Origin of the sequence: Streptococcus thalassemiae (genome assembly GCF_903645285.1) — a bacterium.
Classification (GTDB): domain Bacteria; phylum Bacillota; class Bacilli; order Lactobacillales; family Streptococcaceae; genus Streptococcus; species Streptococcus thalassemiae.
Map to the genome: position 1 here is coordinate 305 of NZ_CAHJXN010000004.1, position 24,141 is coordinate 24,445.

Annotated in this window: 19 protein-coding genes; 9 read left to right on the top strand and 10 right to left on the bottom strand. The window is 39.1% G+C overall.

The window, feature by feature from the left end; translation table 11 throughout:
- Positions 1–59: 59 nt before the first annotated feature.
- On the bottom strand, positions 60–410 hold the full coding sequence (locus tag HWX15_RS07600; RefSeq protein ID WP_367948264.1) for a tyrosine-type recombinase/integrase: 351 nt from the start codon (positions 408–410) through the stop codon (positions 60–62).
- A gap of 348 nt (positions 411–758) precedes the next feature.
- On the opposite strand from HWX15_RS07600, the gene HWX15_RS07605 reads away from it, so the two are divergent.
- The 9 genes from HWX15_RS07605 (at position 759) to xerS (ending at position 17,136) form a co-directional block, all read left to right on the top strand.
- A complete protein-coding gene (locus HWX15_RS07605; RefSeq protein WP_175880735.1) occupies positions 759–2,024 on the top strand; it encodes a YkvI family membrane protein in 1,266 nt (421 codons plus the stop codon).
- Positions 2,025–2,825: 801 nt separating this feature from the next.
- The gene (locus HWX15_RS07610; RefSeq protein ID WP_175880736.1) at positions 2,826–3,713 is read left to right on the top strand and encodes a diacylglycerol/lipid kinase family protein; all 888 of its coding nucleotides are present in this window, start codon (positions 2,826–2,828) and stop codon (positions 3,711–3,713) included.
- Positions 3,714–3,921: 208 nt separating this feature from the next.
- Positions 3,922–7,197: an ATP-dependent nuclease subunit B gene (rexB, locus tag HWX15_RS07615; protein ID WP_175880737.1), complete on the top strand. Its 3,276-nt coding sequence runs from the start codon at positions 3,922–3,924 to the stop codon at positions 7,195–7,197.
- Entirely contained in the window at positions 7,194–10,844 is a 3,651-nt protein-coding gene (gene addA / locus HWX15_RS07620; RefSeq protein WP_175880738.1) for a helicase-exonuclease AddAB subunit AddA, read from the top strand. The genes rexB and addA overlap by 4 nt, the downstream gene beginning before the upstream one ends.
- A gap of 17 nt (positions 10,845–10,861) precedes the next feature.
- Positions 10,862–12,040, top strand: coding sequence for a hypothetical protein (locus tag HWX15_RS07625; protein WP_175880739.1), 1,179 nt, complete (start codon positions 10,862–10,864; stop codon positions 12,038–12,040).
- Positions 12,041–12,333: 293 nt separating this feature from the next.
- Entirely contained in the window at positions 12,334–13,185 is an 852-nt protein-coding gene (gene ylqF / locus HWX15_RS07630) for a ribosome biogenesis GTPase YlqF (protein ID WP_000201321.1), read from the top strand.
- Positions 13,172–13,951, top strand: a complete 780-nt coding sequence (locus HWX15_RS07635; protein WP_175880740.1) for a ribonuclease HII — start codon at positions 13,172–13,174, stop codon at positions 13,949–13,951. Before ylqF ends, HWX15_RS07635 begins: the two co-directional genes overlap by 14 nt.
- A gap of 15 nt (positions 13,952–13,966) precedes the next feature.
- Positions 13,967–15,517, top strand: a complete 1,551-nt coding sequence (locus tag HWX15_RS07640) for a ClC family H(+)/Cl(-) exchange transporter (protein ID WP_175880741.1) — start codon at positions 13,967–13,969, stop codon at positions 15,515–15,517.
- Between the two features lie 548 nt (positions 15,518–16,065).
- Positions 16,066–17,136: a tyrosine recombinase XerS gene (gene xerS, locus HWX15_RS07645; RefSeq protein ID WP_175880742.1), complete on the top strand. Its 1,071-nt coding sequence runs from the start codon at positions 16,066–16,068 to the stop codon at positions 17,134–17,136.
- Positions 17,137–17,335: 199 nt separating this feature from the next.
- Here the strand turns inward: xerS and pdrM are convergent, their stop codons facing one another.
- The 9 genes from pdrM to HWX15_RS07680 form a co-directional block, all read right to left on the bottom strand.
- A complete protein-coding gene (gene pdrM, locus HWX15_RS07650; protein WP_175880743.1) occupies positions 17,336–18,688 on the bottom strand; it encodes a sodium-coupled multidrug efflux MATE transporter PdrM in 1,353 nt (450 codons plus the stop codon).
- A gap of 10 nt (positions 18,689–18,698) precedes the next feature.
- Positions 18,699–18,959, bottom strand: coding sequence for a hypothetical protein (locus tag HWX15_RS07655; protein WP_001105920.1), 261 nt, complete (start codon positions 18,957–18,959; stop codon positions 18,699–18,701).
- Positions 18,960–18,972: 13 nt separating this feature from the next.
- The gene (locus HWX15_RS07660; RefSeq protein ID WP_175880744.1) at positions 18,973–20,241 is read right to left on the bottom strand and encodes a dihydroorotase; all 1,269 of its coding nucleotides are present in this window, start codon (positions 20,239–20,241) and stop codon (positions 18,973–18,975) included.
- A 12-nt stretch (positions 20,242–20,253) separates the two neighbouring features.
- Positions 20,254–20,718 carry an NUDIX hydrolase gene (locus HWX15_RS07665; RefSeq protein ID WP_001135770.1) on the bottom strand — a complete coding sequence of 155 codons (465 nt, stop codon included), beginning with the start codon at positions 20,716–20,718 and terminating at the stop codon, positions 20,254–20,256.
- Positions 20,719–20,727: 9 nt separating this feature from the next.
- Positions 20,728–21,381 (bottom strand): uracil-DNA glycosylase, encoded by a 654-nt coding sequence (locus HWX15_RS07670; RefSeq protein WP_175880745.1) that lies wholly within the window; start codon positions 21,379–21,381, stop codon positions 20,728–20,730.
- 61 nt (positions 21,382–21,442) lie between these two features.
- On the bottom strand, positions 21,443–22,135 hold the full coding sequence (gene pynA / locus HWX15_RS07675; RefSeq protein WP_175880746.1) for a pyrimidine 5'-nucleotidase PynA: 693 nt from the start codon (positions 22,133–22,135) through the stop codon (positions 21,443–21,445).
- 119 nt (positions 22,136–22,254) lie between these two features.
- Complete coding sequence (locus tag HWX15_RS10015) at positions 22,255–22,467, bottom strand: hypothetical protein (RefSeq protein WP_254867364.1); 213 nt, start codon at positions 22,465–22,467, stop codon at positions 22,255–22,257.
- Positions 22,468–22,515: 48 nt separating this feature from the next.
- A complete protein-coding gene (locus HWX15_RS10020) occupies positions 22,516–22,728 on the bottom strand; it encodes a hypothetical protein (protein ID WP_254867365.1) in 213 nt (70 codons plus the stop codon).
- A gap of 506 nt (positions 22,729–23,234) precedes the next feature.
- Positions 23,235–24,137: a hypothetical protein gene (locus HWX15_RS07680; RefSeq protein ID WP_175880747.1), complete on the bottom strand. Its 903-nt coding sequence runs from the start codon at positions 24,135–24,137 to the stop codon at positions 23,235–23,237.
- Positions 24,138–24,141 lie beyond the last annotated feature (4 nt).

Sequence of the window (24,141 nt, forward strand, 5' to 3'; positions counted from 1 at the left end):
TCGGATTTTATCCGAAGGGCTATTTTTGTATTTAGGGGGCAAAAAAGGGGCAAAACTTTTTAAAAAATCTTTTTCATAACTTTATCCAGTACATTGATTGCTTCATCTTTCATGTTCTTCGTGACGTGGGTGTAGATGGAAGTAGTGACTTCAGAGTCGGAATGACCACCCCTGTCCATGATTGTTTTTAGCGGAATTTTATTTTCAGCTAAAATGCTAATAGTTGTATGTCTGAAGATGTGAGGGGACAGATGTTTGGGGATTGGTTTTTTAAGGCGTTCGTTTGTTCGATGGAGAGATTTACTTAGAATAGAACTATGGATTGACCTACCAATGTTTGTGACTAATATACGAGTGCTTTTGTACCAATTTAGGTCAGTATTTTCACTGAGCTGGTTCAGTTCAATCATTTTGTCTAGTATCTCAATTTCTCTTTTAGTTAAGTGGGTAGTTCGAAAGCTTGCAAAAGTCTTAGTACCGTCATCATCTGGAATGTATCGGTTGAATGTTGTGTGGATGTCTAATGTCTTGCTATCTTTGTGATATTTGTCTGACGTAAGAGCAGCTAATATCTCCAAACAATTGAGGAGGATAGAAGTTTGATTAGTAGCTGACTAGTCCTTGTGTTATCTTGCTATATCGTGCAGCAATATTTCTATGTACAAGGTTCTAATACCTATATTTTTGACAATAATATAAGAAAATAGTATACTAAATAGACAGTCATTTATTGTAGTGATAACGGTTAGGAGAAAATAGTGTTAAAACGTATTTTAAATATAGCATTAGCTTATGTCGGTGTTGTTATTGGTGCTGGACTATCTTCAGGCCAAGATTTAATGCAATACTTTGTTAGTTTTGGTAAATGGGGTATCATTGGAACGATTGTTCTTGGAATCATAAGTATTATTTTTGGTAAAATTATCATTACCTTAGGAAGCTATTTCCGTTCAAATGATCATTTTGAAGTTCTTTCCCAAATTGCCGGGCCTATTACTAATAAGATTCTTGATTTTGCTTTAATTGTTTCCTGCTTTGTAATTGGTTTTGTTATGATTGCTGGGGCTGGTTCAAACCTTAACCAACAATTTGGTTTGCCATTTTGGTTGGGAGGATTGATTTGTGCTATCTTGGTCATTATTGTCAGTTTTCTTAATTTTGAAAAGATTACCAGCGTTCTTGGGATATTTACTCCTTTGGTCTTTGTCATGATTATCATTATGGCAGTCCATACGTTCGTAGGGAAAAGTTTTGATTTTGAAGAGTTAGAAGCAATCACAGCTACACTTTCTTCTCCGATGCCCAATGTATGGGTTTCTTTACTAAATTATTTCGCACTAACTGTTATGACTGGTGTATCCATGGCATTTGTCTTAGGAGGTTCTGTCATGAGAATTGGTGTTGCGGAAAAAAGTGGTCTCTTAGGTGGACTTGTAGTTAGTTTGATTATTACCGTAGCAACTGGTATTTTATACGCCAATATAAAACTTGTTTCAACTGTTGATATTCCTATGTTAACCATTGCGGAGCAGATTCATCCTCTATTTTCTTTGCTGTATGCTCTAATTATTTTTGGACTCATTTTTAATACAGCTTTCAGTTTATTTTATGCCTTGGCAAAACGTTTCTCTTCAAACAAACCTAAGAGCTTTTACCCTATTCTAATTGCTACGGTCGCTATAGGATATGGTTTATCTTTTATGGGATTTAAAGAATTAGTCTCCATTATGTATCCTCTTTTAGGTTATGTCGGTTGTCTAATGCTGGTCATTTTAGCAGTGGCATGGATAAAAGAAAGAGGAAACATCAAAGGGGAAAAATCTTTAAGACGAAAGATGATTCGATTGATAACCAAAAAATATGACGATGAACAAGAATATACTATTAGAGATAAAGCGACATTTCACCAACTCGGTGAAGATTCTATTATAGATACTAAAAGTATCAAAAGTGATATCAAGGATTTGGTAAAAGAACAGTTTGTTGATGATGATGCAAAACATGATGGAAGCATCTTATCTTAAATGATAATAAAGTTGGAGAAAAATCTTTAAAATCAGAAAAGTGCATGTTATCAGGTGTCAAAAACACTTGATAATATGCCTTTTATTGTAATACTAGATAATTTATATTCTCTTAAAAATTTCTTCAAACCATGTCAGTCTAATCTACAAATTCAAAACAGTGTCTTGAGCTGACCGCGTTAGTTTGATCTGTAACCTCAAAGTTCTGCTTTAAGCAAGCTGTGGCTAGATTTTTAGTTTGCTATTTGATTTTGATTGAGTATCATTTCATATTCTCTTAAAAATTGAGTTTTTTCATCCTTAGCTGAACTGACTTTTGAAGTATTTTTATTTTCATAAATAGACACTAAACATTAACTCATCTATTTGCTAGTAGCTAGTCAGACAAAGACTGACTTATATATGGGGAAAATCTTCTTTCAAGTGAGTTTTATCTTTATCCGGAACTAGAAAATAGCAATTATATCTACGAACTATATTCCATCGTGGGGAGGAGAGAGACTAGTTTGGATGATTAAGAATAACCTACTAGTAAAAAATAGATCATTTTTTAATATGAGATAAAAACCGATATTAAAAGCAATTTATTTCTATTTTTTAACATTTCATTGTATAATAGCAATATACGCAAATATCATGTGTCATTAGGTTAATACTCTTAGAAAATCTTTTTAAACCACGTCAGGCTAATATACAGACTCAAAACAGTGTCGTGAGTAGCCTGCGTCTAGTTTCCTAGTTTACGCCTTGATTTTCATCGAGAATAACTTTTCTATTTCAATTTTAAGGAGAAAATACAGAGTGAAAAAAATAATGCTAATTATCAATCCAACTTCTGGAGGAGAAAAAGCTTTAGATTACAAAGAGAAGCTGGAGAATAAAGCAAGAGAGTATTTTGATGATGTGGAAACTAAAATTACTCAAAAAGCCAAAGATGCTACAAATTTCGCAGAAGAAGCTGCTAGAGAAAGATATGAATCAATTCTAGTTTTTGGTGGAGATGGTACAGTCAATGAAGTTATTTCAGGGATTGCTGAAAGGGACTATATTCCTAAACTGGGAATTATACCAGGTGGTACTGGTAACCTGATTACAAAACTTTTAGAAATCAATCAAGATATTGACGGAGCTATTGAAGAGCTAGATTTCAATTTAACTGATAAGATTGATATCGGAAAAGCAAATGGTCACTATTTTGGATATATCTTTAGTATCGGGTCTCTCCCTGAAGCCATTCATAATGTTGAAATTGAAGATAAAACGAAATTTGGTATCTTGGCTTATGCAGTTAATACCATGAAGTCTGTCATGACAGATCAAGTCTTTAACATTAAAGTTGAAACTGAAAATGGAAATTACCTTGGGGAAGCAAGTCATGTTTTAGTACTTCTAACAAATTATTTTGCCGATAAAAAAATTTTTGAAGAAAACAAGGATGGATATGCAAATATTCTCATTTTGAAAGATGCTTCTATATTCTCTAAATTATCTTTGATTCCGGATTTGTTAAAAGGAGATCTTGTAGAGAATGAAAATATTGAATATATAAAGGCACGTACTATTAAAATTTCTTCTGATATCGAATTAGAGTCGGATGTCGATGGTGATAAATCAGATAATCTACCAGTCGACATCAAGGTACTAGGACAACACATTGAAGTCTACTCTGGACCTAAGGAACAATCATAAAACTCAAAGCCTTGTTACCGAGGCTTTTTTATTATGTGATTTTCAGTAGCCAGATTTATTCTATCTAATACAAGTAAAATTAAGTATTTAAGATCTAGCAGATTTAGCATATGATGAATAAAAGAAAGGATGGCCTAAATATTTTAACAGATTTACGAGGCTAATCATGGTATAATAAAAGGTAATGAAAAATTCCAACGAGGCAGAGATGAAATTACTTTATACTGATATTCGGACTTCTTTGACTGAGGTTCTAACCAGAGAGGCGGATGAGCTAGTTGCTGCTGGTAAGCGGGTTTTCTACATCGCCCCCAACTCTCTTTCTTTTGAAAAGGAACGTGCCGTGCTGGAATGCTTGTCCCAGCAGGCTTCTTTTGCGATTACCGTCACGCGTTTTGCTCAAATGGCTCGTTACCTGATTTTGAATGATTTGCCTGCCAAGACCAGTCTTGATGATATTGGTCTTGGGATGGTCTTTTATAAGTGTCTTGCGGCACTCGATCCCAAGGATTTACGTGTTTATGGTGCGATTAAGCAGGATCCTCAATTTATCCAGCAGTTGATTGAGCTTTACCACGAGATGACCAAAGCTCAGATGAGTTTTTTGGACTTGGAAAACTTGACTGATGAGGATAAGCGAGCGGATTTGCTCTTGATTTTTGAGAAAGTAACGGCTTATCTCAATCAAGGCCAGTTGGCTCAAGGAAGTCAGTTGTCCCATTTGATTGAAGCTATTGAGAATGACAAAGTTAGTAGTGATTTTACTCAAATCGCCTTGGTTATTGATGGCTTTACTCGTTTTTCTGCTGAGGAAGAGCGAATTGTGGACCTACTTCATGGCAAGGGTGTTGAGATTATCATTGGAGCCTATGCTAGTAAGAAATCTTATACCAGTCCTTTTAGCGAGGGGAATCTCTATCAAGCCAGTGTGGAGTTTCTCCATCATCTAGCCTCTAAATACCAAACACCTGCTCAGGATTGTTCTCAAACGCATGAGCAGATGGATAGTTTTGATAAGGCCTCTCGTTTATTGGAATCGTCCTATGACTTTTCAGAATTAACATTGGATGTCGATGAGAAGGACCGTGACAACTTACAAATCTGGTCTTGCTTGACGCAAAAAGAAGAGTTGGAATTGGTAGCCCGTAGTATTCGTCAGAAATTACATGAAAATGCAGACCTGAGTTACAAGCATTTTCGTATTCTCTTGGGGGATGTAGCTTCTTACCAATTATCTCTTAAAACCATTTTTGACCAGTATCAGATTCCTTTCTATCTTGGTAGAAGCGAATCCATGGCTCATCATCCCTTGACACAGTTTGTCGAGTCTATTTTGGCTTTAAAACGCTATCGTTTCCGTCAGGAAGATTTGATAAACCTTCTCAGAACAGGTTTGTATACCGACCTCAGTCAGGCTGATATTGACTCATTTGAGCAATATATCCGTTATCTTGGTATCAATGGCTTGCCAGCCTTTCAGCAAACCTTCACCAAATCCCACCACGGAAAATTTGATTTAGGACGTTTGAATGCTCTTCGTCTGCGTATTTTAACCCCTCTTGAGACTCTTTTTGCTAGCCGAAAACAAAAGTCTGAAAATCTCTTGCAAAAGTGGAATGTCTTTCTAAAAGAAGGAGCAGTAACTAAGCAGTTACAAGATTTAACAGCTACCATGAAAGCCCTAGAGCAGGAAAGACAGGCCGAAGTTTGGAAGGCATTCTGCCATGTTTTAGAACAATTTGCGACCGTTTTTGCTGATTCACAGGTTAGTCTAGAGGACTTCCTAGCCTTGCTCCATTCTGGAATGAGTCTATCTCAATACCGTACTATTCCAGCGACAGTGGGCACCGTTCTGGTGCAGAGTTACGATTTGATTGCGCCCTTAACAGCTGACTTTGTCTATGCCATTGGTCTGACTCAGGATAATTTGCCAAAAATTGCTCAAAACACCAGTCTTTTGACAGACGAAGAAAGACAAAATTTAAACCAAACGACTGAAGAGGGAGCGCAATTGCTGATTGCCAGCAGTGAAAATCTCAAGAAAAATCGCTACACTACGCTTTCCTTGGTCAATTCTGCTCGTAAGCAGTTGGTCTTGTCGGCTCCAAGCCTTTTTAATGAAAGTGAAAGCAAGGAATCAGCTTATCTTCAAGAGCTAGTTCATTTTGGATTTAGGCGGAGAGAGAGGAGGATGAATCACAAGGGGCTGTCTAAGGAGGATATGGGTTCCTATCACAGTCTTTTGTCTAGTCTGGTTGCCTATCACCAGCAGGGCGAGATGAGTGAGACGGAGCAAGATTTGACATTTATTAAGGTTCTGGCGCGTGTCATGGGTAAAAAACTAGACCAGCAAGGTCTGGAAAATCTAGCCCTCCCAACCAGTCCAAGTAGCAAGCAGTTAGCTAAGGACACCTTACAAGCTCTCTATCCATCTGACAAGGAATTTTACCTGTCTACCTCTGGTTTGACGGAGTTTTACCGAAACCAATACAGTTATTTCCTCCGTTATGTTTTAGGCTTGCAGGAAGAATTGCGCCTGCGTCCAGATGCCCGTAGTCACGGGAATTTTTTGCACCGCATTTTTGAACGTGCCTTGCAGTTGCCTGACGAAGATTCTTTTGACCAACGTTTAGAACAAGCTATTCAAGAAACCAGTCAAGAGCGGGAATTTGAGGCTATTTATCAGGAAAGTTTGGAAGCCCAGTTTACCAAGGAAGTTTTGCTTGATGTTGCACGGACAACTGGACATATTCTCCGACACAATCCAGCCATCGAAACCATCAAAGAGGAAGCGAATTTCGGTGGGAAAGAGCAAGCCTTTATTCAATTGGACAATGGACGCAGTGTCTTTGTACGAGGTAAGGTTGACCGGATTGATCGTTTGAAAGCTGATGGAGCGATTGGAGTGGTAGACTACAAGTCGAGTTTAACTCAGTTCCAGTTTCCTCATTTCTTTAATGGGCTTAATTCTCAGTTGCCAACCTATTTAGCTGCCTTAAAAAGAGAAGGGGAGCAGAACTTTTTTGGTGCTATGTACTTGGAAATGGCTGAGCCCGTCCAATCTCTGATGGCCGTTAAAAGTCTGGCAGGTGCAGTAGTAGAAGCTAGCAAGTCAATGAAATACCAAGGACTCTTTTTAGAAAAAGAAAGCAGTCATTTGGGCGAATTTTACAATAAAAACAAGGCCAATCAGCTGACGGATGAGGAATTCCAGCTCCTGCTGGACTACAATGCCCATCTTTACAAGAAAGCAGCTGAGAAGATTTTAGCAGGTCAGTTCGCCATTAACCCTTATACTGAAAATGGCAGAAGTATTGCCCCATACGTCCAGCAACATCAAGCCATCACAGGATTTGAAGCCAATTACCACTTGGGCCAAGCCCGTTTTCTAGAAAAGTTGGACTTAACTGATGGCAAGCGTCTTGTCGGAGAAAAACTCAAGCAAGCTTGGTTTGAAAAAATAAGAGAGGAGTTGAATCGATGAAGCCTATTCCCTTTTTAACTGAGAAGGAAATTCAAAAACTGCAAGAAGCAGAAGCGCATTCGAGCAAGGAACAAAAGAAAACTGCCGAGCAAATTGAAGCCATCTACACTTCTGGTCAAAATATCCTTGTTTCAGCGTCGGCTGGTTCTGGGAAGACCTTTGTCATGGCCGAGCGCATTCTGGATCAATTGGCGCGTGGTGTCGAAATTTCTCAACTCTTTATCTCAACCTTTACCGTTAAGGCTGCCACAGAGCTTAAGGAACGTTTGGAGAAAAAAATCAGCCAACAAATCCAAGAAACGGATGATGTCGAGCTCAAACAACACTTGGGTCGCCAGTTGGCAGACCTACCCAATGCTGCCATCGGAACCATGGACTCTTTCACACAAAAATTCCTTGGTAAACATGGCTATCTGCTTGACATTGCGCCTAATTTCCGTATTTTACAAAACCAAAGCGAGCAACTTCTTCTAAAAAACGAAGTCTTTCATGAGGTATTTGAAGCCCATTACCAAAGCAAACAGAAAGAGAAGTTTAGTCATTTGCTGAAAAACTTTGCTGGACGTGGAAAAGATGAACGGGGGCTACGCCAGCAAGTCTATAAAATTTATGACTTCCTCCAATCCACCAGTAATCCGCAAAAGTGGCTGAGTGAATCTTTCCTCAAAGGCTTTGAAAAAGCTGATTTTAGCAGTGAAAAAGAAAAACTGACCACACAAATCCAGCAAGCCCTTTGGGATTTGAAAAGCTTTTTCCGTTATCATCTGGATAATGATGCCAAGGAATTTGCAAAGGCTGCTTATTTAGAAAATATCCAGTTAGTTCTGGATGAAATTGGCTCCCTAAATCAGGAGTCCGATGGTCAGGCTTATCAGGCAGTACTTGCGCGTGTTGTCGCAATCTCTAAAGAGAAAAATGGTCGAGCTCTGACGAATGCCAGTCGTAAGGCTGATTTGAAGCCACTGGCTGATGCCTACAACGAAGAGAGAAAGATCCAGTTTGCTGAACTGGGACAACTAGCAGACCAGTTAACGATTCTTGACTATCAAGAACGTTATCATGGAGATACATGGGAACTAGCTAAGACTTTCCAAACCTTCATGGGTGATTTTGTAGAAGCTTATCGTCAGCGTAAACGTCAGGAAAATGCCTTTGAATTCGCTGATATTAGCCATTACACCATTGAGATTTTAGAGAATTTCCCGCAAGTTCGTGAGGCTTATCAGGAGCGTTTCCACGAAGTCATGGTCGATGAGTATCAGGATACCAACCACATTCAAGAACGGATGCTGGAATTGCTGTCGAATGGTCACAATCGCTTTATGGTGGGAGATATCAAGCAATCTATCTATCGTTTCCGTCAGGCAGATCCGCAGATTTTCAATGAGAAATTCCAACGCTATGCGCAAAATCCCCAAGAAGGCAAGCTCATTCTCCTCAAGGAAAATTTCCGAAGTAGTTCAGAAGTGCTGTCAGCAACCAATGATGTCTTTGAACGTCTCATGGACCAAGAGGTCGGCGAAATCAACTATGATAACATGCACCAGCTTGTTTTTGCCAATACCAAACTGACTCCTAATCCAGAAAACAAAGCAGAATTGCTCCTCTACGATAAGGACGACTCAAATGAGGAAGAAGAGAGTCAAACAGAAACGAAACTAACAGGCGAAATGCGCTTAGTTATCAAGGAAATCCTTAAACTTCATCAGGAACAAGGTGTTGCCTTTAAAGAAATCGCCCTTCTGACCTCCAGCCGCAGTCGTAATGACCAGATTCTTCTCGCCCTGTCTGAGTACGGGATTCCTGTCAAAACTGACGGAGAGCAAAACAATTACCTCCAATCCCTAGAAGTACAAGTCATGCTGGACACCCTTCGTGTTATTCACAATCCCCTGCAAGACTATGCCTTGGTTGCCCTTATGAAGTCTCCTATGTTTAGCTTTGATGAAGACGAGTTAGCACGTTTGTCCCTTCAGAAAGCAGAGGATAAAGTCCAAGAAAATCTCTATGAAAAACTGGTCAATGCACAAAAAATGGTAACAAGCCAGAAAAACTTGATTCACACCGCTCTAGCTGAGAAACTAAACCAATTCATGGATATATTGGCTTCTTGGCGACTGTATTCCAAAACCCACTCCCTCTATGACTTGATTTGGAAGATTTACAACGACCGTTTTTATTATGATTATGTGGGAGCTTTGCCAAATGGGCCTGCTAGACAGACCAATCTCTATGCCCTAGCACTGCGTGCTGATCAATTTGAAAAGAGCAATTTCAAGGGCTTGTCGCGTTTTATTGGTATGATTGACCAGGTTTTAGAAGCCCAGCACGATTTGGCAAGCGTGGCCGTCGCACCGCCAAAAGATGCAGTAGAGCTCATGACCATCCACAAGAGTAAAGGGCTGGAGTTTCCTTACGTCTTTATTCTCAATATGGATCAAGATTTCAACAAGCAAGACAGCATGTCAGAGGTCATTCTCAGCCGTAAAAATGGACTTGGTGTCAAATATATTGCCAAAATGGGGACAGGAGCAGTGGAAGAACACTATCCTAAAACCATCAAACTCTCCATTCCTAGCCTGACCTATAGACAGAACGAAGAAGAATTACAGCTGGCAAGCTATTCTGAGCAAATGCGTCTGCTGTATGTTGCCATGACGAGGGCTGAGAAAAAGCTCTATCTTGTCGGCAAGGGTTCTCGCGAAAAGTTGGAAGCCAAGGAATATCCAGCAGCTAAAAATGGAAAACTAATTAGCAATACTAGACTGCAAGCACGGAATTTCCAAGATTGGCTTTGGGCTATCAGTAAAGTGTTTACTAAGGACAAACTCAACTTTAGTTATCGTTTTGTTGGAGAAGAACAGTTGACCAGAGAAGCTATCGGAGAGTTAGAAAACAAGAGTCCTCTACAAGATAGCTCCCAAGCAGACAATCGCCAGTCTGAAACCATTAAAGAAGCCCTTGAAATGCTGAAAGAGGTGGAAGTTTATAATAGTATTCACCGCGCAGCCATTGAACTTCCTAGTGTTCAAACCCCAAGTCAAATCAAGAAATTCTACGAACCAGTTATGGATATGGAGGGTGTCGAGATTGCAGGTCAAGGCCAGTCAGTAGACAAGAAAATTAGCTTTGATTTACCAGATTTTTCAACCAAAGAAAAGGTAACAGGAGCTGAGATTGGTAGTGCTACCCACGAACTCATGCAGAGAATGGACCTCAGTCAGCGACCAACGCTTGCTAGTCTGACAGAAACTCTCAAACAAGTTCAAACCAGCCCAGCTGTCAGAGACAAGATCAATCTTGCTAAAATTCTTGCATTCTTTGACACAGCGCTCGGTCAGGAAATTCTCGCTAATACCAACCATCTCTACCGCGAGCAACCTTTCTCCATGCTCAAACGAGATCAAAAGAGTAACGAAAACTTTGTTGTCCGTGGTATCCTTGATGGCTATCTGCTTTACGAGGACAGAATCGTTCTGTTCGACTATAAGACAGACCGCTATGATGAACCAAGTCAACTCGTAGACCGTTATCGTGGTCAGTTAGCGCTATACGGAGAAGCTCTATCTCGAGCCTATTCGATTGAAAATATTGAAAAATATTTGATTTTACTCGGTAAAGACGAGGTTCAAGTTGTAAAAGTATAATCTAGAAAGGAGACCTCATGACACTTCCAGTTAGAAAATCCCTACATGATGCGGTTTTACAGGCTTCAAAAGCGGATACTTGGGAACAAGCTACCAAGGAATGGAATGAAGTTTCCTTGATTTTTAACGGTATCGGCCGTAGCAATTGTGTCTGTGGAAATGCCATCAAGTACGCCTACGAACTCTTTAACGGTGTCACAGGTCAACGCCTCTTTCCAATTGGTAGCGACTGTGTTCGTCATTTTCATCGATTGTCCCTTGACCAGCAACTGGAAGAGGAAGAAAAACTGCTCAGAAAGGTTGAAAATCTGACAAGAAAAGCCCATAAAAAAGAGAAAATCAAGGTCAATAAAAGTGACTTTGACGAGCGACTTCTAAAGTGGCTCTGGGAAAAAGGTGTTTTTAAACCCAATCGTGGCAATCAGTTCTCCCCTGATAGAGACTACCAGCTCTTCCTAGAAGTCTTTCAAGGAGGAAGTTGGACCAAGGCGGAGCCAAAGAAAAAGGCTCGGATGGAAGAAGTGCTTGAAAAGTGTATCAAACCCTTTTTACTTGGAAAACCAGATGACCAACTCTATCTTGTCAAGTTAGGCAAGGAGAAAATTGATTACGAACAAGAACTCCGTATCCAGGCAGAGAAAGAGCGCAAGAAAAGAGATAAAATCGCCAAGCAATATGCAGATAATCTGGTTCTAGCTATGGGCCCAGCAGAGCGGGCTTATCAAGATTACTTTGGTTTTACAGAGACACTGACTCAAGAAGAACGAAAGTGGGAGAAAATTCTTTTTGGTAAAAATCGGACAGAACGGGCTATCAAGGCCAAGCAATATCAAAAAGAGCTGGAAAAAGACCAACGAATTGCCAGTCAGGATCCAATTGAAAGAAAGCAGAAGCAGACCTGGCTCCTCAATTCCTATTTTCGTGAGCTTCCTGAAGAAAAAGCCAGATTTGCTCGGCTCTTATTAGAATATCGAAAAAGTGGAGAAGTGCCTTTTTCAACTGAATACTTATCAGACCATCTGCTAGACTTTTTCTATAAAATGAAAGCCTTTGAGTTTGAAATCGCACCAGAACAAGTCCGAGACTTTTTAAAAGAAAGCCTCCCAGCAGATCATCTCTCCTCAGCACAAGAAAGCTGGATAGAAAGCATTCTCCTCAACTGCCTCAAACCATTTTTAGAACGATTAGTGATATGAGTAACACCTACCGTGGAAGTTTCATGGTGGGTTTAATTTACAAAAAATATAGGGACAAAGTCTAATATTTTCTATCATCTTTGAGTACTAAAACTTCTTAGTTTTCGTACATGTCAATTAGCGTCAATTGTAAAAATCAAAAGCATAAAATAATACATAATTTATTTTATGTTATATCTGTGTTATAAAAAACCAAAAGCCTATGCAAAAGTGCTCAAATTATGATAAAATAGACTATAAGAAAAACACTATTTATATTAATTAGATTTTTATTTTATAAGGAAAAAAACTCAATGGCTACTATTCAATGGTTTCCTGGTCACATGTCTAAAGCGCGTCGACAGGTGCAGGAAAATTTAAAATTTGTTGATTTTGTGACGATTTTGGTGGATGCTCGGCTACCTTTATCTAGTCAAAATCCTATGTTAACCAAGATTGTGGGTGATAAACCAAAACTCTTGATTTTAAATAAGGCAGATCTGGCTGATCCAGCAATGACCAAAGAATGGCGTCAGTATTTTGAATCACAGGGAATCCAAACTCTGGCTATCAACTCCAAAGAGCAAGTGACTGTAAAAGTTGTGACTGATGCTGCTAAAAAGCTCATGGCTGATAAGATTGCACGCCAGAAAGAACGCGGTATCCAGATTGAAACCTTGCGTACCATGATTATTGGGATTCCAAATGCTGGTAAATCAACTCTCATGAATCGTTTGGCTGGTAAGAAGATTGCCGTTGTCGGCAACAAACCAGGTGTTACCAAGGGACAACAATGGCTTAAAACCAATAAAGACCTGGAAATCTTGGATACACCAGGGATTCTCTGGCCTAAGTTTGAAGATGAAACTGTTGCACTGAAACTGGCATTGACTGGAGCTATCAAGGATCAGTTGCTTCCTATGGATGAGGTAACTATTTTTGGTCTTAATTATTTCAAAGAACATTATCCAGAAAAGCTGGCTGAACGCTTCAAGCAAATGAAAATTGAAGAAGAAGCGCCTGTTATTATTATGGATATGACCCGCGCCCTCGGTTTCCGTGACGACTATGACCGTTTTTACAGTCTCTTCGTGAAGGAAGTCCGTGATGGCAAACTCGGTAACTATACCTTAGATACATTGGAAGACCTCGATGGCGACGATTAGAGAAATCAAAGAACTACTTGAAACGGTCAAAGACATAGATAGCCCTATCTTTTTAGAACTCGAAAAAGATAATCGCTCAGGAGTTCAAAAAGAAATCATCAAGCGTAAAAAAGCCATTCAGGCAGAATTGGATGAGGATCTTCGTTTGGAAGCCATGCTTTCCTATGAAAAAGAACTTTATAAGCAAGGATTGACCTTAATTGCTGGTGTTGATGAGGTCGGCCGTGGTCCTCTGGCTGGACCTGTAGTCGCAGCAGCCGTTATTTTACCTAAAAATTGTAAAATTAGAGGCCTCAATGACAGCAAGAAAATTCCTAAAAAGAAACATCTGGAGATTTTCAAAGTAGTTCAAGACCAAGCCTTGTCAATCGGAATTGGTATCATGGATAATCAGGTCATCGACCAAGTCAATATCTATGAAGCAACCAAACTGGCTATGAAGGAAGCTATCTCCCAGCTCAGTCCTCAACCTGAGCACCTCCTGATAGATGCCATGAAACTGGAATTGCCCATTTCACAAACCTCCATCATCAAAGGAGATGCCAACTCCCTCTCGATCGCAGCAGCTTCTATAGTAGCCAAGGTGACACGTGATGAATTGATGAAGGACTACGATCAGCAGTTTCCTGGCTATGATTTCGCTACTAATGCAGGATATGGAACATCTAAACATCTGGACAGCCTCATAAAACTAGGAGTTACCCCAATTCACCGAACCAGCTTTGAACCCGTTAAATCACTGGTTTTAGGTAAAAAAGAAAGTTAATTGAAAGGAAATACCATGGAGGAACAGTCGGAAATAGTCCGTTCTAAGAAAGAATTCGCCTTTGCATCCAGCACTATACTATCCCAAGTTGGTCGAGGAATCATTGTCGGTCTCGTCGTTGGAATTATCGTCGGATCCTTTCGTTTCTTAATTGAAAAGGGCTTCCACCTGATACAAGGACTTTATCAAGATCAAGCGCACCTATTTGTTAATTTATTTATTATCGCCCTGTTTTATTTAATCATCTGCTGGCTCAGTGCCAAACTGACACGCTCTGAAAAAGACATCAAAGGTTCGGGAATTCCGCAAGTCGAAGCCGAATTAAAGGGATTGATGACCCTAAACTGGTGGGGCGTTCTTTGGAAAAAATATGTGCTAGGTATTCTTGCTATTGCCAGTGGACTCATGCTGGGGCGTGAAGGGCCAAGTATTCAACTGGGAGCAGTTGGTGGCAAAGGAATTGCCAAGTGGCTCAAATCCAGTCCAGTAGAGGAACGTTCCTTGATTGCCAGTGGAGCTGCAGCAGGTTTAGCCGCTGCCTTTAATGCTCCGATTGCTGGACTTCTCTTTGTGGTAGAAGAAGTCTATCATCACTTTTCACGCTTTTTCTGGGTCTCAACTCTAGCAGCCAGCATCGTAGCGAATTTTGTGTCTCTACTCATATTTGGCCTAACACCCGTACTGGATATGCCAGACAATATCCCACTCATGACCCTAGACCAGTATTGGATTTACCTTCTTATGGGAGTTTTTCTTGGACTATCTGGTTTTCTCTATGAGAAAGCTGTGCTCAATGTTGGCAGAGTTTATGATTGGCTTGGTAAAAAAATCCGTTTGGATAGAGCTTATTATCCAATTCTAGCTTTTATTCTCATCATACCAGTCGGAATCTTCATACCCCAAATCCTTGGTGGTGGAAATCAGCTGGTTCTTTCCTTAACTGAGCAAGATTTTAGTTTTCAAGTTCTATTAGCGTACTTTTTGATTCGCTTTGTTTGGAGCATGATTAGTTATGGAAGTGGCCTTCCAGGAGGAATTTTCCTACCTATTTTGGCGCTCGGTTCCTTACTTGGTGCCCTAGTTGGTGTTATCTGTGTCAATCTTGGACTTGTCAGTCAGGAGCAATTCCCTATATTTGTCATTCTAGGAATGAGTGGCTATTTTGGAGCCATATCAAAAGCTCCCTTAACCGCCATGATCCTCGTAACTGAGATGGTAGGAGATATTCGCAACCTCATGCCACTTGGTCTTGTCACTCTTGTTTCTTATATTATCATGGATTTGCTCAAGGGTGCACCAGTCTATGAAGCCATGCTGGAAAAAATGCTTCCAGAAGAAGTATCCAGCGAAGGAGAAGTTACACTTATCGAAATACCAGTTTCTGATAAAATTGCTGGGAAACAAGTTCATGAACTCAACTTACCACACAACGTCCTCATCACCACCCAAGTCCATAATGGCAAGAGCCAAACAGTTAATGGTTCAACCAGAATGTATCTCGGAGATATGATTCACCTAGTTATTCCAAAAAGTGAAATTGGGAAAGTCAAGGATTTGTTGTTGTAGAAGTTATTACATAATTTAAATTATGTAATAACAACTATCCTCAAATACATTAGAAAACCGATTCTCAGCAATGAGATCGGTTATTTTTTACTGATGGGGAATTTTACATATAAATAATTGAATCTTCTTAAAAATAAGACTATAATTAAGTTAGAAATGATAAAACATAAAGCTAGAAAGGAGTTTACTGTATCAAATCTGTACAGTAAGATTAAAATCATGAAAAAGAAAACGATAGCAATTATACAATGTATTTTGTATCTCATAGCTCCTTATATAGCTCTTCAGTTATGTAGAATGAACAGAAGTATCGTTACTGATAATCTCTTTTTTATTTTCCTTGTTCTGCTGACTATTTCATTCTGGTTTAGTATTTGGAAACTAGAAAAAGCACTAGCTAATGATTCACAATAATAACTCCGAAGACTTAGATCCCTTTTACTCAGGTCTAAAAATCTCCACAACATCTTTCCGAAAAACTATAATTTTCTTGAAAAATATACAAGTCTATGCTATACTACTAGTAGACTTATTTATGGAGAAAATACATGAAGCGTGAGATTTTACTGGAACGAATCGACAAACTAAAACAAATCATGCCCTGGTATGTTCTGGAATACTACCAATCTAAGCTTGCTGTTCCCTATAGCTTTACAACCTTGTACGAATACCTCAAGGAATATGACCGATTTTTCAGCTGGGTTTTGGAGTCTGGTATTTCAAACGCTGATAAAATGTCCGATATTCCTTTATCAGTTTTGGAAAATATGTCTAAGAAAGATATGGAATCTTTTATCCTTTATCTACGTGAACGTCCTTTGCTGAATGCTAATACAAGTAAACAAGGTGTTTCACAGACAACTATCAATCGAACCTTATCAGCACTTTCTAGTCTTTACAAGTATCTGACCGAGGAAGTTGAAAATGACCAGGGAGAACCTTATTTCTATCGTAATGTAATGAAAAAAGTTTCAACCAAGAAAAAGAAAGAGACCCTTGCTGCCAGAGCTGAAAACATCAAGCAAAAACTCTTTTTAGGTGATGAAACAGAAGGTTTTCTAACTTATATTGACCAAGAGTATCCACAAGATCTTTCAAATCGCGCTCTCTCATCATTCAACAAAAATAAAGAACGTGATTTGGCCATTATTGCCCTTCTCTTGGCGTCTGGTGTCCGCTTATCTGAAGCTGTTAATCTGGATTTAAGAGATCTCAATCTAAAAATGATGGTGATCGATGTCACTCGAAAAGGGGGCAAAGGTGACTCAGTCAATGTCGCTGCTTTTGCTAAGCCTTATTTAGAGAATTATCTAGCCATTCGAAATCAACGCTATAAGACGGAAAAAACAGATACAGCCCTTTTTTTGACTCTCTACAGAGGTGTTCCTAATCGTATCGATGCTTCTAGCGTTGAGAAAATGGTTGCTAAGTACTCAGAGGATTTTAAAGTGCGTGTAACACCCCATAAACTGCGCCATACGCTAGCAACTAGGCTCTATGATGCTACTAAATCACAAGTTTTGGTCAGTCACCAGCTAGGACACGCCAGTACACAAGTCACTGACCTCTATACCCATATCGTCAACGATGAACAAAAAAATGCCTTGGATAGTTTATAAACTACATAAAATAAATTATGTAAAAAAATTCAAAAAAAGAAGTTGCTTGTTTTAGCAACTTCTTTTTCTTTATATCTGATACCAGTAAAGTAGCGTGGAATATCAATTGTTTCTATATTTTTGAAGTTCTCGTCTACCTACTACTAATTAAAATAATGTAGATAAGGAAGGATATTTTTGCTTGTAGGAATTCTAAAAATCAAGCTTTTCTGGATTCAAATCTCTTCATAATCACAGTTAGACGCCAACGGTAGAGAACCCCACTCACGATTAGACTAATAATCAAACCGATCCAGTAAGAATAAGCTCCAAAATCTGTTAGGGAATCAAATACCATAGCCACTGGTATTGCTACGCCCCAATAACCAACCAAACCAAGGTAAAAAGGAATAACGGTATCCTTATACCCCCGCAAAATTCCCTGAAGCGGTGCCGCAAAGGTATCTGCTAACTGGAAAAAAAGACTATAAGTCAAAAAACGCGCTGTCAAATCGATAAATTCTGGGTCGTTACCATAAAGACTGGCCACATTTCCCCTAAAAATGTAAAGGAAAGATAAGGTGAAGGCCGCAAAAACGAGGGCAGTCCATCTTCCTAGACCAATATAGGTTTTCGCATCATCAAATCGCTTGGCTCCCACTTCATAGGAAACGACAATGGCCATAGCCGATGAGATACTCATAGGAAAGGCGTACATAAGACTTGAAAAGTTCATAGCTGACTGGTGACTAGCAATAATCAAGGACGAAAACTTAGCCATAATCAAGCCAACCACGGAAAAGATAGCCACTTCCGCGAAGACAGTCCCCCCAATAGGCAGACCTAAACGAACTCCTTCCTTGATTTTATCCATATTAAGCGGAATGCGTTTCTCAAAATGCAAGGCTTTGAGCTTCTCCTGTTTAAATAAAACCAGAACAGAAATCCCCAGCAATACCCAGTAAGCCAAGGAAGTTCCTAAACCAGCACCAGCCCCTCCCAGCTCTGGAACTCCAAAGGCACCGTAAATCAAGAGATAGTTAAATCCGCTATTGAGAGGGAGTAACAAAAGCATGAGATACATGGACAGTTTGGTCAAGCCCAGCGAATCCAGCAAGGAACGAATGACACTAAAGAGCAACAAAGGGATAATCCCAACAGATAAAAACCAGAGATAACGAACCGCTACTGCAGCCACTGGTGCTTCTAGTCCGATATGATTCAAGATTGGTGGTGCCAAGAAAAGTACCATCCCCAGCAAGACCACAGATAGACCCAAGGCCAAATAGATGAACTGGTAAAAATCTGACACAACTTCTTCCTTTTTACCTCTACCAAGATGGTGACCAATGATGGGCACCAGAGCTGACACAATCCCTGTTAGGAATGTAAAGAATGGATTCCAGATACTGGTTGCCATAGACACACCAGCCAAGTCCAAGGTATTGTATTGGCCAGTCATAGTCGTATCAACAAAGGATGCAGAATAATTGGCAAATTGATAAATCAGGATTGGGAAGAAAATTTTTAAAAATAATACTAACTTCTCTCGTAAACACTTTGTCTTATACATACTTCTCTTTCTATTCTGATTTATCTAAACCAAAGAGTTTCAGACCATAGTTTTTCAAACTTAGCGGAGGGTTATTAGATTTTGAAGTAGTATGCCAACACGCACATGTACGACAATAATAGCTTCTAACTAAACCTCCATTATCATATTGAACCGCATGGTCAGCTTTTTCTTTAGTTTCATATTGAATTTTAGAACGATTAGATGCGGGACAGTAAATTCCGCTATTAGATTTTGCTTTTCTCTCCCTACGTTTTCGAAAATAATTCATATTCTAACTCCTATCAAGCTTGATAGACGATTTGTCCCTTACAGATGGTATATTTAACCTGCCCTTTTAAGGTTTCACCGATGAATGGTGAATTAGCTGCTTTCGAAGCAAAATGGGAGTCCACAAGGCGGTCAGCCTTAGCATCAAAAATAGTGATGTCCGCTGGACCATTCTCAGCCAAGTAACCTGCTTCAAAATTGTAAAGCTTGGCTGGGTTATATGTCATTTTTTCGAGTAATCCCATCAAGCTTAACTCACCAGCTTCCACCAAATAAGTTAAACCGAGAGAAAGAGATGTTTCCAAACCAGTCATACCAGATGGCGCTTTGGTAATATCCTCAACATTTTTTTCATCTACATGATGAGGCGCATGGTCAGTCGCAATAACTGTGATGACACCTGACTTGAGACCTTCAATCACGGCACGACGGTCTGATTCCAAACGAAGCGGCGGATTCATCTTGGCATTACTTCCTTGTGTCAAAAGGAGCGCTTCGGTCTTAGAAAAATGCTGTGGCGCTACTTCTGCTGTGACTTGCGCACCCAAACCTTGAGCAAACTCAACTACTTTGACACTTTCTTCCTTAGACAAATGCTGAATATGGACATGAGCCTTAGTTGCATAGGCAATCATAACATCACGCGCCATCATAGCATACTCAGCTACCCCAGTCGCACCGCAGATATGGAAATGCTCTTTAGCAATGTTTTCGTTAAATCCAAGAACACCGTTCAAACCTGGATCTTCCTCATGGAGACTAATAAAGGTATTAAGCTTTTTGGCTTCCTCCATGGCTTCCTTGACAACTTTACTGCTTTCAAGTGGGATACCGTCGTCTGAGAAACCAACCGCACCAGCTTCTAAAAGTGTCTTGAAGTCAGTCAAGTCTTGGCCATTAAAATTCTTAGTAATGGTCGCAACCGTCTTAACATGAATCTTCTCTTTGGCAGCTGACTGGAGAACTTCTTGCAAAGTCTCCACGTCCGAAATGGTTGGACTAGTATTAGCCATCATGACAACCGTTGTAAAACCACCGGCAGCAGCTGCTAGGGCACCTGTATGAATATCTTCCTTGTGGGTTTGACCAGGTTCACGGAAATGAACATGAATATCGACCAAGCCAGGAGCAACTACAAGACCACTAGCATCAAGCACCTCCGTCCCTTCTTCTTTAATCTCAGGAGAAATTTTGACAATTTTCCCATCTTGGACTAAGACATCACACACTTGATCCAAACCAGACTTGGGATCCATTACACGACCATTTTTGATTAGTAGCATCTACTTTCTCCTTTATTCATAGAAATCAACTTGGGTATCCAACAATTTATCCCCATCATAAACAAACTTGGCTGAAAAGAAGGGTTTGTCCTCTAAAAGCCACCCAACAAAGGTATGGTCACCTTCCCAAGTCGGCTTACTCAAAACCTCGTCATAGGGAACCCATTCCAGCGTCCCCTCATTGCAGTCAATCAAGTCCCCTTCAAACTCTGTCACCTTAAAAACATAGGTGTACCAGTCTAAATCTGGCGTAAATTCAGGAAAAGTGATGACACCTTTTAGAACTGGTTTGGCTTTGAGCCCTGTTTCTTCAAGGATTTCACGCGCTGCGCATTCCTGAGGGGTCTCTCCTCTCTCTAGCTTACCACCCACACCAATCCATTTGCCTTCGTGGACATCATTAGGTTTCTTATTACGGTGGAGCATGAGTAGTTCTTTCCCGTTATCAATGTAGCAAATCGTCGCTAACTGAGGCATATTTTCTCCTTATCTAAGCCAATCGATTGGCTCTTGTCCTGTCTCTTTTAAGAATGCATTAGCCTTGGAAAAAGGCTTGGAACCCCAAAATCCTCTGTAAACAGATAACGGACTGGGATGGGCTGATTCGATAATCAAGTGATGAGGATTGGTAACTAAGGCCTTCTTCTTGCGTGCATAGGCTCCCCAGAGTACAAAAACGACTGGTCTATCTAGATGATTGACCACCTGAATCACAGCATCCGTAAAAGGCTCCCATATCTGCCCAGCATGAGCATTGGCCTGTCCAGCAGGAACCGTCAAACAAGCATTAAGAAGTAAGACTCCTTGCTCAGCCCAAGCTGTCAAATCATGAGATTTCTTAACTCCGATATCATCTGACAATTCTTTCAAGATATTTTGCAAGGAAGGCGGAGCTGGGATAGAGTCAAGTACAGAAAAACTCAAGCCCTGCGCTTGACCTGGCCCGTGATAGGGATCTTGCCCTAGAATCACCACCTTAACTTCTTCTAGGGGTGTGGTCAAGAGAGCTTGAAAAACCTTTTCCTTGGGCGGATAAATAGTCCCCTGAGAATAGACCTGCTCCATAAACTGATTGATTTTCCCAAAATAACCCTCAGGTAATTGCGCCTTAATCAAAGCATGCCAAGACGAGTGTTCCATAGCTGACTCCTTTATTTTTACTGCCTCTATTATAGCAAAAAGTGGCTGTCTAAACCACTTTTTACAGTTTATCTAAATAATCCAACAAGTCTTCGTAAGAATGGACTTCGTAAGTCGGCTGGGCTTGTGTGTGATTTTCAACACGATGAGGGTTGTACCAGATAGTATCAATCCCCGCATTATTGCCACCTTGAATGTCGGCGGTTAGGGAATCTCCAATCATCAGAGTCTTTTCTTTACTAAATCCAGCAATTTGCTGGCCAATCTTTTCATAAAAAAGAGCATCTGGCTTTTGTGTTTGCAACTGTTCAGAGATAAAGACTTGATTGAAATAAGGTACCAGACCCGATTGAGCCAAACGACCTGTCTGAATGACAGTAATGCCATTTGTCGCAGCATACAGCTCGTAATCTCTCTCGATGAGGCTATCTAAAAGTTCATGAGCACCTGAAAAAGTTTGCCCCTGTTGGGCAAGATAAAATTGGTAACGCTGGGCTAGAAAACTACCGTCTTTTTCCTGTCCAAAATGAGCAAATAAACGAGAAAAGCGCGTGTTAACCAGCTCTTGTTTACTGATTTTCTTTTGCTCCAAGTCCTTCCAGAGAGCCTTGTTCATAGGAACGTAATAGTCTTTATAGGCCTGAATATCTGCAACCCCTTCTTCTTTTAGAAGTTGCGTCAAAGCCACATCCTCAGCAGCATCAAAATCAAGAAGAGTGTGGTCAAGGTCGAAAAGTAGAAATTTGTAGGACAATTTGAGGTTTTCCTTTCTAAGATAAACAACTTTTACTTCAGCCAGCTGTTCAATGTAAAAACTTAAAAGTAGTATAGTATCACAAAGAATAATAGTTCTAATGTATTAACTAACCCATACTATTCTAGTGAATTATAGAAAAATCTCCTATAAATTCGAGCAATAGTTAACATACATACAAATATGACTCCCAAAATAGATAACACTATTTTCACAAAATTCATTTCAGAGCCTATTACATAGATATGAAAAAGAGGGACTAGTCCTACACATAGAGACAATAGATAAATACTAAATCTTATCTCCCCAAATCCTGCAAAAAAATGTTTCATTTTAAATATCCTAATTTTACCTTTCGTCTTAATAATCCACTAACAAATCTATTGACTTCTCATTTTTTTGAAAAATTTTGACAACAAATTTACTCCACTTAATGCTACTAAGACTTCAATGGGCAAAAAATAGTAATTCCATATCAAATGAGAAATCAGCAATGTTAGAAATAGTATACAGTCAATATAACTATTCTGAAAATACTCTGTAATTACATAATACAGAAATACCACAACCATCAAAATTAAAACAACCATCATAATACTATTATCCTGTTCTTAATTTATTGTCACTTTTTCCATCCCATTCATCAATAGCATTAAAAAATCCAATCAATAAATGGTTACCTATTCACGAACGCTATTTCCAAAATTTAATTTTTGGGGAATTTAGTAACGCAATTCCAATTATCAATACACCTAATATAAATAAAAGTATTTCCCAAAATTTATTCTCAGTTTTAATAAAAGGTATAAGATACATACTAACCAATATGGAACTTACTCCTAAAAGAGCAAATATTAGTCTAACTTTATCACTTAGTCGAATCATCTTCTATCCTCATAAAATAAGTAAGCGCTCCATTCAGTACAACGTTTCTCCAAAAAGAAAGCAATCCCTTGTGTAGAGATGATACTTCATTAAGAGACACATCTCTTCATTACCTAGATAAGATGCTTTTTTGCATAATCATATTCTATAGATGAACAGATTTGCAAACCTAATTAGTTAAAATTATTTCATTTGTTGTACGAACAGGATGAATCTAGATTATCTTCTTATTACTAATCAATATCCTTCGTGACTTCATCTTGGCATATTCTCTATTCATACAGAAATCAAAATTTTGCCTTAACCAACTTGTATAATAGAAAAAATCTAGTTGATTGATTCTGATGAGCCGTATTCTAATTTTATCAATCTTTTCTTGCCAGTTATTATTGTTACTAATAGAAATCTCATACAGCAGTAACTCGGCAAGACCTGTACACAGAAGGGTGTTCTGAGAATCTTCGATTTTTTTCAAAATATCCTCAAAGATCTCGCTATCCGTTAAAAAGGTAGATTGGTTAATCGCATCATACAGCAGAATACACATTAAGTCAGAATAATTTAGCTCTGATTTTTGTATTTTATCCTTTAAAGTATTGCTCAAATCCCTGTCAAACGAATCTTCTTTTTGCCATTTATTTTGATTGAAAAGAAATTCCGTCTTATTAAAAACGATATGGTTGATATCCATTATATTCCAAAAAAATATTGTAGTAAGCACGATGAGGGCAGAAGGAATTTTTAAAATAAATACTAGAATAATAGCTATTTCAAGAATAAAACTCCATATAATCCTCGATTTTAAATCATCAGCAGACAAACTTTTACGGTGGAATGAAAAATAGGGTGAGAATCTCACATTTACTTTCTTCTTTCCTGTAAAAATAAAAGGAAAAATTGTAATAAGACCTTCTTTCTTGTATACATCTTTCAATGCATATACTAGGTCTAAAACTATTTTTGAGAAAATCAAGCTACAGAAAGTAAGACCCATACTGATAACAAAATCAAGGGGAATTTCTAAATTCAATGGCAAGTTATTCACTAAGACATGCAACTCTAACCACAAAACTAAAAAAGGGAGCATTAGTAACAAAATAATTAGTTTACGCATCATAATT

What these genes read in the sequence shown, in the direction of transcription:
- addA (WP_175880738.1), top strand. Translation starts at nt 7,194, where the DNA reads ATGAAGCCTATTCCCTTTTTAACTGAGAAGGAAATTCAAAAACTGCAA.
- ylqF (WP_000201321.1), top strand. Translation starts at nt 12,334, where the DNA reads ATGGCTACTATTCAATGGTTTCCTGGTCACATGTCTAAAGCGCGTCGA.
- HWX15_RS07680 (WP_175880747.1), bottom strand. Translation starts at nt 24,137, where the DNA reads ATGATGCGTAAACTAATTATTTTGTTACTAATGCTCCCTTTTTTAGTT.
- HWX15_RS07600 (WP_367948264.1), bottom strand. Translation starts at nt 410, where the DNA reads ATGATTGAACTGAACCAGCTCAGTGAAAATACTGACCTAAATTGGTAC.
- HWX15_RS07655 (WP_001105920.1), bottom strand. Translation starts at nt 18,959, where the DNA reads ATGAATTATTTTCGAAAACGTAGGGAGAGAAAAGCAAAATCTAATAGC.
- rexB (WP_175880737.1), top strand. Translation starts at nt 3,922, where the DNA reads ATGAAATTACTTTATACTGATATTCGGACTTCTTTGACTGAGGTTCTA.
- HWX15_RS10020 (WP_254867365.1), bottom strand. Translation starts at nt 22,728, where the DNA reads ATGATGGTTGTTTTAATTTTGATGGTTGTGGTATTTCTGTATTATGTA.
- HWX15_RS07665 (WP_001135770.1), bottom strand. Translation starts at nt 20,718, where the DNA reads ATGCCTCAGTTAGCGACGATTTGCTACATTGATAACGGGAAAGAACTA.
- pdrM (WP_175880743.1), bottom strand. Translation starts at nt 18,688, where the DNA reads ATGTATAAGACAAAGTGTTTACGAGAGAAGTTAGTATTATTTTTAAAA.
- HWX15_RS07660 (WP_175880744.1), bottom strand. Translation starts at nt 20,241, where the DNA reads ATGCTACTAATCAAAAATGGTCGTGTAATGGATCCCAAGTCTGGTTTG.
- HWX15_RS07670 (WP_175880745.1), bottom strand. Translation starts at nt 21,381, where the DNA reads ATGGAACACTCGTCTTGGCATGCTTTGATTAAGGCGCAATTACCTGAG.
- HWX15_RS07625 (WP_175880739.1), top strand. Translation starts at nt 10,862, where the DNA reads ATGACACTTCCAGTTAGAAAATCCCTACATGATGCGGTTTTACAGGCT.
- HWX15_RS10015 (WP_254867364.1), bottom strand. Translation starts at nt 22,467, where the DNA reads ATGAAACATTTTTTTGCAGGATTTGGGGAGATAAGATTTAGTATTTAT.
- HWX15_RS07640 (WP_175880741.1), top strand. Translation starts at nt 13,967, where the DNA reads ATGGAGGAACAGTCGGAAATAGTCCGTTCTAAGAAAGAATTCGCCTTT.
- xerS (WP_175880742.1), top strand. Translation starts at nt 16,066, where the DNA reads ATGAAGCGTGAGATTTTACTGGAACGAATCGACAAACTAAAACAAATC.
- HWX15_RS07635 (WP_175880740.1), top strand. Translation starts at nt 13,172, where the DNA reads ATGGCGACGATTAGAGAAATCAAAGAACTACTTGAAACGGTCAAAGAC.